The organism is Yinghuangia soli (genome assembly GCF_021502675.1).
Lineage (GTDB): Bacteria > Actinomycetota > Actinomycetes > Streptomycetales > Streptomycetaceae > Yinghuangia > Yinghuangia soli.
Genome location: NZ_JAKFHA010000073.1, coordinates 1 through 8932, shown reverse-complemented (window position 1 = coordinate 8932; position 8932 = coordinate 1). Strand labels below are relative to the sequence as shown.

At 72.2% G+C, this 8932-nt stretch carries 10 protein-coding genes and 1 pseudogene; all 11 read left to right on the top strand.

Annotated features, from left to right (window positions below; genetic code table 11):
• A pseudogene (locus tag LZ495_RS43325) lies at positions 1-306 on the top strand (hypothetical protein); the annotation flags it as partial.
• The gene (locus tag LZ495_RS43320; protein WP_235058809.1) at positions 303-716 is read left to right on the top strand and encodes a roadblock/LC7 domain-containing protein; all 414 of its coding nucleotides are present in this window, start codon (positions 303-305) and stop codon (positions 714-716) included. The pseudogene LZ495_RS43325 and the gene LZ495_RS43320, both read left to right, overlap by 4 nt.
• Before the next feature lie 107 nt (positions 717-823).
• Positions 824-1153, top strand: coding sequence for a DUF742 domain-containing protein (locus LZ495_RS43315; RefSeq protein ID WP_235058812.1), 330 nt, complete (start codon positions 824-826; stop codon positions 1151-1153).
• Positions 1131-1766 (top strand): GTP-binding protein, encoded by a 636-nt coding sequence (locus LZ495_RS43310; protein ID WP_235058808.1) that lies wholly within the window; start codon positions 1131-1133, stop codon positions 1764-1766. The genes LZ495_RS43315 and LZ495_RS43310 overlap by 23 nt, the downstream gene beginning before the upstream one ends.
• Positions 1763-3292, top strand: a complete 1530-nt coding sequence (locus tag LZ495_RS43305; protein WP_372498731.1) for a cytochrome P450 — start codon at positions 1763-1765, stop codon at positions 3290-3292. The genes LZ495_RS43310 and LZ495_RS43305 overlap by 4 nt, the downstream gene beginning before the upstream one ends.
• Positions 3259-4389 carry a cytochrome P450 family protein gene (locus tag LZ495_RS43300; RefSeq protein WP_235058810.1) on the top strand — a complete coding sequence of 377 codons (1131 nt, stop codon included), beginning with the start codon at positions 3259-3261 and terminating at the stop codon, positions 4387-4389. The genes LZ495_RS43305 and LZ495_RS43300 overlap by 34 nt, the downstream gene beginning before the upstream one ends.
• Positions 4390-4675: 286 nt before the next feature.
• Positions 4676-5902: a glycosyltransferase family 2 protein gene (locus tag LZ495_RS43295; protein WP_235058807.1), complete on the top strand. Its 1227-nt coding sequence runs from the start codon at positions 4676-4678 to the stop codon at positions 5900-5902.
• Positions 5899-6060 (top strand): hypothetical protein, encoded by a 162-nt coding sequence (locus LZ495_RS43290; RefSeq protein ID WP_235058806.1) that lies wholly within the window; start codon positions 5899-5901, stop codon positions 6058-6060. Before LZ495_RS43295 ends, LZ495_RS43290 begins: the two co-directional genes overlap by 4 nt.
• A gap of 8 nt (positions 6061-6068) precedes the next feature.
• The gene (locus tag LZ495_RS43285; RefSeq protein ID WP_235058805.1) at positions 6069-6833 is read left to right on the top strand and encodes a polysaccharide deacetylase family protein; all 765 of its coding nucleotides are present in this window, start codon (positions 6069-6071) and stop codon (positions 6831-6833) included.
• A 202-nt stretch (positions 6834-7035) separates the two neighbouring features.
• Positions 7036-8076 carry an AraC family transcriptional regulator gene (locus LZ495_RS43280; RefSeq protein ID WP_235058804.1) on the top strand — a complete coding sequence of 347 codons (1041 nt, stop codon included), beginning with the start codon at positions 7036-7038 and terminating at the stop codon, positions 8074-8076.
• A gap of 88 nt (positions 8077-8164) precedes the next feature.
• The coding region (locus LZ495_RS43275) for a hypothetical protein (protein ID WP_235058803.1) at positions 8165-8932 on the top strand (768 nt) is incomplete at its 3' end.

Below are 8932 nucleotides of genomic sequence, written 5' to 3'. Positions count from 1 at the left end.
CGCGTGCCGGCCGCGGAGCCCGCCGCGGCGGCACCCGAGCCCGGCGCCGCGGCCGCACCCGCAGCCGCGCCCGGCGGGACCGCCGACCCCCGCACCGGCCCGGCCGCGGAACCGGACGCCGACTCCGCACCGGTCCGCTCGGTACACGAAACCGCGTCCCGCATGGGGGCATTCGCCCGCGGCACCCGGTCCGGCCGGGCCGCCGTGCAGGGCGCTCCGGAATCCGGCGGCGCGCCCGAGACCACCGGACCGCGCGAACGCGGCAGCGATGGCGACGATCAGGACAAGGGGATCGCACAGTCATGAACGAGCACGGTGAGAACGAGCTTGGCTGGATGCTCGACGAGGCCCTGAAGGTCCCCGAGGCGCGGCACGCCATCCTGCTGTCCGCGGACGGGATGCTGCGGGCGCACTCGCGCGGCATCGACCGCGACGAGGCGGACCGGCAGGCCGCCGCGCTGTCCGGCCTCCAGTCGATCAGCCGCAGCACCTCGGAGTTCGCCGGTCCGGCGGAGACCCCGTGGCGGCAGACCCTCGTCGAGTTCGACGGCGGGTACGTGTTCCTGGTCGCGGCCGGCCCCGGCGCCTACCTGTCCGTCTCGGCGTCCGAGAACGTGGACATGGAGGCGGTCACCTACGCCATGCAGAAGCTGGTCGACCGGCTCGGCAAGGAATTGACCAGTCCCCCGCGGCAGAACACGGGCAGCCGGACATGAGTCGGCGCAGTCCGGGCCCGGGGGCCGGATCCGCCGACTCATCGGACGCCGCGGGCGCGGGTCCGTCCCGCGCCGCCGCGCCGGGCGGCCGCGGCCGCGGCAAGGGCCTGGTCCGGCCGTACGTCGTCACCGACGGCCGCGCGCACCCCAGCCGCAACACGTTCGACCTGGTCACCCTGGTCTTCGCACCCGGCGACCGGCCGCTGACCGGGCTCAGCCCGGAGAAGCGCCGGCTCGTCGAACTCTGCAGCCCGGGTTCGCTGTCCGTGGCCGAGGTCGCGGTCCATCTTGCGCTCCCGGTGAGCGTCACGAAGGTGCTGCTGGCGGATCTCGTGGATTCCGGGCACATCCTGACGCGCACCCCCATCCCGGCGGCCGAGCTTCCGGCGGCCCAGTTGCTCCAGGAGGTCCTTGATGGACTCCGCGCTCGCCTCTGACGCCCGCACCGGCGCGCAGGGCAGCGGTGCCGTCTACCTGCGCCCCAGTGTGCGCACGTCCGTGAAACTCCTCGTGGTGGGGCACTTCGCGGTCGGCAAGACGACGTTCGTGGGCACGCTGTCGGAGATCCGGCCGCTGCACACCGAGGAGAAGATGACGCAGGCCGGCGCCCTCGTCGACGACCTGGACGGCGTCCCGGACAAGACGACCACCACGGTCGCGATGGACTTCGGCCGGCTCACCCTCAACGACCACCTGGTCCTGTACTTGTTCGGCGCGCCCGGGCAGCAGCGCTTCACGCGCCTGTGGCAGGACATGACCAAGGGCGCGCTCGGCGCCCTGGTGCTCGCCGACACGCGGCGCCTGGACCAGTCGTTCGAGGTCATGGGGCTGCTCGAGGAGCACGGCCTGCCGTACGCGGTGGCCATGAACCACTTCCCCGACTCGCCGCGCCACTCCGATGCGGAGATCCGCGAGGCGCTCGACCTGCTGCCCGAGACGCCGCTGGTGACCTGCGACGCCCGCGACCGGCGGTCGTCGACCGAGGCGCTCATCGCTCTCGTGCAGTACCTCCTCTCCCGCACCGCGACCGGCCAGGAGCCCCCGCGTTGACCAGTTCCCCTTCCCAGGACGGCATACCGCCCGGCAGCGAAGCCGGGGCCGCCGTGCCGCCGCCCGGCTGCCCGGCCCACGGCCTGACCGGAGTCCCCCTGTACGGCCAGGAGTTCGCCGACGACCCGGGGCCGGTGTACGAGCGCCTGCGGCGCGACCATGGCGCGGTGGCACCGGTGCTGCTCGACCCGCACGTCGAGGCGTCCCTCGTGCTGTCGTACGAGGCGGCCCTGCAACTGCTGCGCAGCCCGGAGTCGTTCGGCAAGGACCCGCGCCGCTGGAAGGCGGTCGCGGACGGCCGGATCGCACCCGACAACCCAGTGCTGCCGATGATGGGCTACCGGCCCAACGCGCTGTTCACCGACGGTGCCGAGCACGCCCGCTACCGGTCCGCGATCACCGACAGCCTGGACCGGATCGACCCGAACGTGCTGCGCGGGTACGTGGAGCGCAGCTCCGACCGGCTGATCGACGGCTTCGCCCCGGACGGCAAGGTCGACCTGCGCCGCGAGTACGCGCTCGCCCTCCCGCTGCTGGTCTTCATGGAGATGTTCGGCTGCCCGCCGGACACCGCCGACAAGCTGGTCCGCGGCATGTCGGGCATCTTCGACGTGGTCGATGCGGAGAACGCCAACGCGCTGCTCTTCGAGGGCATGCTGGAGCTGGTGGCGCTCAAGCGCGGCACGCCGGGTGCGGACGTGACGTCCTGGCTGATGGCGCACCCGGTCGGGCTGTCCGACGAGGAGATGATCCACCAGCTCGTACTGCTGATGGGGGCGGGCACCGAGCCGCAGCAGAACCTCATCTCCAACGGCCTGCGGCTGCTGCTGTCCGACGACCGGTTCGCGGGCAGCCTGTCCGGCGGCAGCATGCCGATCGACGACGCGCTCGACGAAGTCCTGTGGTCCGACCCGCCGATGGCGAACTACGGCGTGCATTTCCCGCTGCGGGACATCGACTTGGCCGGGGTACGGCTGCGCGAGGGCGAGCCGGTGGTGGTGAGCTTCGCGGCCGCCAACAACGACCCGGCACTGGCCGCGGACCACCGGATCGGCAACCGCGCGCACCTGGCGTGGAGCGCAGGGCCGCACACCTGTCCGGCGAAGGACGCCGCGCGGCTCATCGCGGCGGTCGCCATCGAGCGCCTGCTCGACCGCCTCCCGGACCTCGAACTGTCCGTCCCGGCCGAGCAACTGCGCTGGCGTCCCGGTCCGTTCCACCGGGCGCTCGCCGAACTTCCGGTGGTCTTCCCGCCGGTCCCGGCCGGACCGGCCGCTCCCCCGGTCCCGCCGGCCGCACCGTCCGGTGCGGTGCCCGCTTCCCCCCGCCCGGTTCCTCCGGTTCCGTCACCATCCGAACCACAACTTGGAGAACGCACGTGGCCGAGCAGCCCAGCGCCTACGTCATCGACCCGACCGGAAGCGACCTCCACGGCGAGAACGCCAGGCTCCGCGCCCGAGGGCCGGCGACGCTGGTGGTCCTCCCTGGCGGTGTGGAGGCGTGGTCGGTCAACGACCAGGCCCTGATCAAGGACCTGCTGACCGATCCGCGGGTCTCGAAGGACACCCGGCAGCACTGGCCGGCCTGGATCAACGGCGAGATCCCGGCGGACTGGCCGCTGCAGATCTGGGTCTCGGTGCAGAACATGTTCACCGCGTACGGGGTGGACCACAAGCGGCTGCGCAGGCTGGTGTCGAAGGCCTTCACGGCCCGCCGCACGGCCGCGCTGCAGCCGCGGATCGAGGAACTGACGTCCGGTCTGCTGGACGCGCTGGCGGCCACGCCGGCCGGCGAAGCGGCGGACCTGCGCAAGGACTTCGCGTACCCCCTGCCGATCAACGTGATCTGCGAGCTGTTCGGGGTGCCGGAAAGCGCGCAGCCCGAACTGCACGCGGGCGTCGACACGATCTTCCGGACCACCGCGACCCCGGAGGACATGCAGACCGCGATGGTCCAGATCTACGGGGTGCTGACCGCGCTGGTCGCCGACAAGCGCGAGAACCCGGGCGACGACATCACGTCCGTGCTGATCGCGGCGCGCGACGACGAAGGCGACGGGGAGGGCGGCGCGGCCGCGCTCAGTGAGAGCGAGCTGATCGACACGCTGCTGCTGGTGCTGTCGGCCGGCCACGAGACGACCGTCAACCTGCTCGACAACGCGATCCACGCGCTGCTGACCCGGCCCGACCAGCTTGCGCTGGTGCGTTCCGGCGCGGCGTCGTGGGACGACGTCATCGAGGAGACGCTGCGCGCCGAGGCGCCGGTGGCCAACCTGCCGCTGCGCTACGCGGTCGAGGACATCGAGGTCGGCAACGGCGTGGTGATCAAGAAGGGCGACCCGATCCTGGTCGCGTACGGCGCCGCGGGCCGCGACCCCAAGGTGCACGGTGCGGACGCGGACACGTTCGACGTGACCCGCGCGGACAAGGACCACCTCGCGTTCGGGCACGGTGCGCACTTCTGCCTGGGCGCGCCGCTCGCCCGGCTGGAGGCGCGCATCGCGCTGCCCGCGCTGTTCGAGCGCTTCCCGGACCTCGCACTCGCGGTGCCGGCCGGCGAGCTGGAGCCGATGGAGTCGTTCATCTCCAACGGCCACAAGGCACTGCCGGTGCGTCTGAAGTAGGCGAGCGCGGCACTACGCAGCGCGACGAGAGGGCTCCCACTCCGGTGGGAGCCCTCTTTCGCGTTCGCGTGTCCAGGGGGAAAGTGGTTGCCAGACGCAACCGTATGTGATGTCAGACACAGCACTATGCGGCTGTTGCACAGCGACACCCGTGTGACCTGGGCTTTGGGTCGCTTTAGGTCCGATTGGGGACCATTTTCAGGTTTACAAATCGATAAGCGATGACCCAAGATCATGACTCGCCGGGTTCGGGGCCCGTGCTTCCACGCCTTCCGGAGATGGAGCCATGCCCCCCACCGACGTGCTTCGGCACGCCCAGACGCAGCCCGGCCGCACCGTCGTGCTCCCCGGTCCGCGGCCTTCGGTGGCCCCCGCGCCGGCTGCCGCAGCCGGCCCCGCGAAGACCCGGTTCCGGTTCACGCCGCAGCGCCGCCGCCGCCGCTCGATGCCGGCCGCCGACCCGGCGTACATGCGCATTACCGCACTGGTCCCGGCGCACAACGAGGAAGCCCAGATAGCGGAGACCATCGAGTCGCTGCTGCTGCAGAAGCGCCCGCCCGAGCGCATCATCGTGATCGCCGACAACTGCACCGACCGCACTGTCGAGACAGCCCGCAGCCTCGGTGTCGAGGTGTACGAGACGGTCGGCAACCGGCACAAGAAGGCCGGCGGCCTCAACCAGGTCCTCGACCGGCTGCTGCCCTCGCTCGGCCCGGACGACGCGGTCCTCGTGATGGACGCCGACTCCACGCTCGCCCCCGAGTTCCTCGACCACGGCCTGGAGACGCTGGCCACCGGCCGGTACGCCGCGGTCGGCGGCACCTTCACCGGCAAGCCCGGCGGCGGATTCGTGGGCATGCTGCAGCGCAACGAATACGCCCGGTACGCCCGCGACGTCGAGCGCCTGAAGGGCCGCGCCCTCGTCCTCACCGGCACCGCCACGCTCTTCCGGGCCCTGACCCTGCAGGAGGTCGTGGCCGCCCGCAGCACCGGCGAACTGCCCGGCGAAGCCCAGGTCTACGACACCCGGGTGCTCACCGAGGACAACGAACTCACCCTCGCCATCCTGCACTCGGGGCTGCGCATCATCTGCCCGCCGCAGTGCACGCTGCAGACCGAGGTCATGGAGACCTGGCGCGATCTGTTCAACCAGCGGCTGCGCTGGAAGCGCGGCGCCCTGGAGAACCTCACCGACTACGGCTGGACCGCGGTCACCCGCGCCTACTGGGGCCGCCAACTGCTGTCCCTGGTCGGCCTGCTGGTGATCAGCATCTACCTGAGCTCGGTCCTGCTGTCCCTGGTCCTCACCGGCGGCCTGGTGATCAAGCCGCTGTGGATGACCGTGACCCTCATCTTCGCGACCGAGCGCTGCGTCACCGTGCGCAGACGCGGCTGGAAGCAGATGGTCCTGGGGTCGCTGATCGTGGTCGAGATGGTCTTCGACCTCTACCTCCAGGCAGCCCAGGCGAAGGCGTTCTGGGATGCCGCCCGCAACAAGGAAAGGAAGTGGTGAAGATGTACAACGCCGGTACCGGAGTCGCAGCCACGGGCACCGCCGGGGTGCTCGCGTCCACCGGCGCGAACGTCATGTGGGCGCTGATCGCGGCGTTCACGCTGTTCAGCGCCGGCCTGGCGCTCAAGCGGATCGCGCCCGCGCGCAACTCCCGCTGACCCCGGCGATGCCAGGGAGACATGCCGCCCCGAAGCGGCCCGGACCGAAGCGCCGCCTGATCGCGGTGCTCGCCTTCGCCGGGCTGGCCGCCGCGGTACCGGCGCCCGCCCACGCCGCACCGCAGACCCCGGAGACCCCGGAGGCAGCGGTCGGCCAGTGCAGCGCCGGGTACGCGGGCATCTCGTTCGACGACGGCCCCACCCCGCTCACGTCCGCGTACGTCCAGGCGCTCGCGGACGCCGGGTGGACCCGTGCCACGTTCTTCCTGACGGGTGCGCACGCACTCGACATGCCGGACGCGGTAAGGGAATTGGCCGCGTACGGGCACTGGATCGGGAACCACTCGTACTCCCACCCGTTCCTCGACGAGGCGGGCGAGCCCGGGGCGTTCGACGAGTTGCTCGGCACGAACCAGATCATCGAGTCGATGACCGGGTCCGCGCCGGTGCTGTTCCGCCCGCCCTTCGGCCGCACCACACCGCAGATCCGCGAGGACGCGCGCGTGCTGGGCATGACCGAAGCGCTCTGGACGGTCGACTCGTTCGACTACACCGGGATCGGCACCGACGAGATCGTGGCCAACGCGCTCACCGTCGAACCCGGCGGCGTGATCCTGCTGCACGACGGCTACGAGACGACCCTCGCGGCCATCCCGCGGATCGTCCAGGGGCTCGCCGACCGCGGGCTCTGCGCCGGGAAGATCGTGCCGTCCGAGGCCCCTGTCCAGGCCTGGCCGGGCATGACGTACGACGCGGTCGCCGCGCACTGGTAAATGCACCGGTGAAGCCGACGTGCCGCCAGGGCACGGTCCCCGTTCGCGCGGGGGCCGTGCCCTGAATCGCGCCGGGACCCGCGCTCCGTGGCTAGTAATCGCCAATACCCGTGACGGACCTTTGAGTTGCGCATCTTGCGCAGGAGTTTCAGGGCCATGACGGGCGGACGAACCGCGCGCGAATCCTCAGGAGCGGAACGCGGTGTTAGGCGATGCGGGTGCCGATACGGATCCGGGTGCGGAGGGCTGGGGGCCACTGGCCGACGGCCCGGCGGGGCGCGTCCTGTACGCCGGCAGCGACCCCGCGGTGCTGCACCCGCTCCTCGACGAGCACTTCACCCCGCACGCCATGGACATCGTGGGACGCGGCCCCCTGGACGCCACGTTCCGGGCCCTGCACAGCGGCCGCGTCGCGGTGTACGACCTGGCATACGGCACCGATGTGGTGACCTCCCCCGGGCGCCCGCCGGACCGCTACGTCATCCGCATCGGCCACGAGGGCCGGGCCGCGCTCGACGTCGAGGGCCGCGCCACGCCGTTCTCGCCCAGCATCGTCAGCCCCGGCATGGCGGTGACCGCGCGCTGGGACGCCGACACGAGCGCCCGCTTCCTGTGCGTACCGCGGTCCGTGATGGACAAGGCGGTCCGCACCCGGCTCGGCGAATCCCCGGCCGGGCCGGTCGTCTTCAGGGCGCCGATCGACACCCGCCTGCCGGACGCCCGCGCCTGGCTCGCGCTGGCCCGGCAGTTCGCCCGGATGACCGGCAGCGGCCTGCTGGCCCGCTCGCCGCAGGCCACCGCGCACTACGAACAGGTCCTCATCCACGCGCTGCTGACCGCCCAGCCGCATTCGCTGGCCCGGCCGCTCGCCGAGCAGCCGCCGCGCGCCGCGGGTCCCAGTGTGCTGCGCCGGGCCACCGCGTACTGCGAGGAGAACGTCGCCGAGCCGATCTCGGTGGGCGACATCGCGACCGCGGCGCGGGTGAGCGTCCGCACGCTGCAGGCCGAGTTCCGCCGCCGGCTGGGCATGGGACCGCTGCGCTACCTGCGCGAACTGCGCCTCGCGGGGGCGCACGCCGACCTGCGGGCGGTCGCGGACGGCCGGGCCCAGGGCACCGTCGCGGAAATCGCGAACCGCTGGGGCTTCCCGCAGCGGCGGCACTTCACCACCATGTACACACGGACCTACGGCCGGCTGCCCTCCGAGACGCTCCGCCTGGACGCACCCCCGGCAAACCGGTGAACCATACCTATTGTGCAGCTCAGCGGCCCGGTGGATCTACGCCGAAGGCCCTCGGATTCCGCCGCGCGAAATCTCCACCATGGTCGTCATGCGCTTCTCCACGGACACCCTGGTCTCCCCTGCCCCGACGACGATCCCCGCCCCGGCGCCCGCGGACGAACCTGCCGACCGGCTGATCCCCCAGGCGAGCGCCTGGCTGCGCGGCCTCGCGCACAACCCGGCCGTACCCGCGCCGCTCCGCCGGCGGGTACGCGAACTGAGCGCAAAGAGCGTGGAGTTCCCGACCCGCGCGGTCACCGTCGCGGACCTGCGCGCGGCCGTGGCCGGCACCGCCGATGCGGACCGGCGGCGGGCACTGCTGCTGACGTCGGAGCTTCCCGCGGACCTGGACGCGGCGCTGTCCCGCGGCGCTGCGCCGGAACTCCGCTTCGCCACCGCCGCGGACGAGCGCACCCGCCTGCAGGTGCTGCGCTGGCTGCGCGGCGAACTCCGGCCGCGCCCGCCGCGCTTCGACGACGCCGGTCGGGAACTGCGCACGGCGGACGATGCGGAGGACGACTACATCCCGGAGCGCTGGAACCGGAAGGCCGGGCCGGCCTGGACCGTGAGCCGGTCGCAACTGGCCGTGGTGCAGGCCATGTACGCGCAGTGGGGCGACCCCCTGTGGTCGCGGATCCCCGAACACCCGTGGTTCGTCGACGTGAAGGGCCTGGCCCGCTTCGTCGGCCACGAACTCCCGTACGTCCGGCTCACCGCACTCGAGGACCCGCTGGTGACCGCCGCCGAGGTCGCGGCGCTCCTCACCGACGCGAGCCCGACACTGCGTTGGTGGGCGCGCCGCGACCGGCGGCTGCCG

Coding starts and splice junctions, on each gene's coding strand:
- LZ495_RS43285 (WP_235058805.1), top strand. CDS start 6,069: ATGCCAGGGAGACATGCCGCCCCGAAGCGGCCCGGACCGAAGCGCCGC.
- LZ495_RS43295 (WP_235058807.1), top strand. CDS start 4,676: ATGCCCCCCACCGACGTGCTTCGGCACGCCCAGACGCAGCCCGGCCGC.
- LZ495_RS43320 (WP_235058809.1), top strand. CDS start 303: ATGAACGAGCACGGTGAGAACGAGCTTGGCTGGATGCTCGACGAGGCC.
- LZ495_RS43310 (WP_235058808.1), top strand. CDS start 1,131: ATGGACTCCGCGCTCGCCTCTGACGCCCGCACCGGCGCGCAGGGCAGC.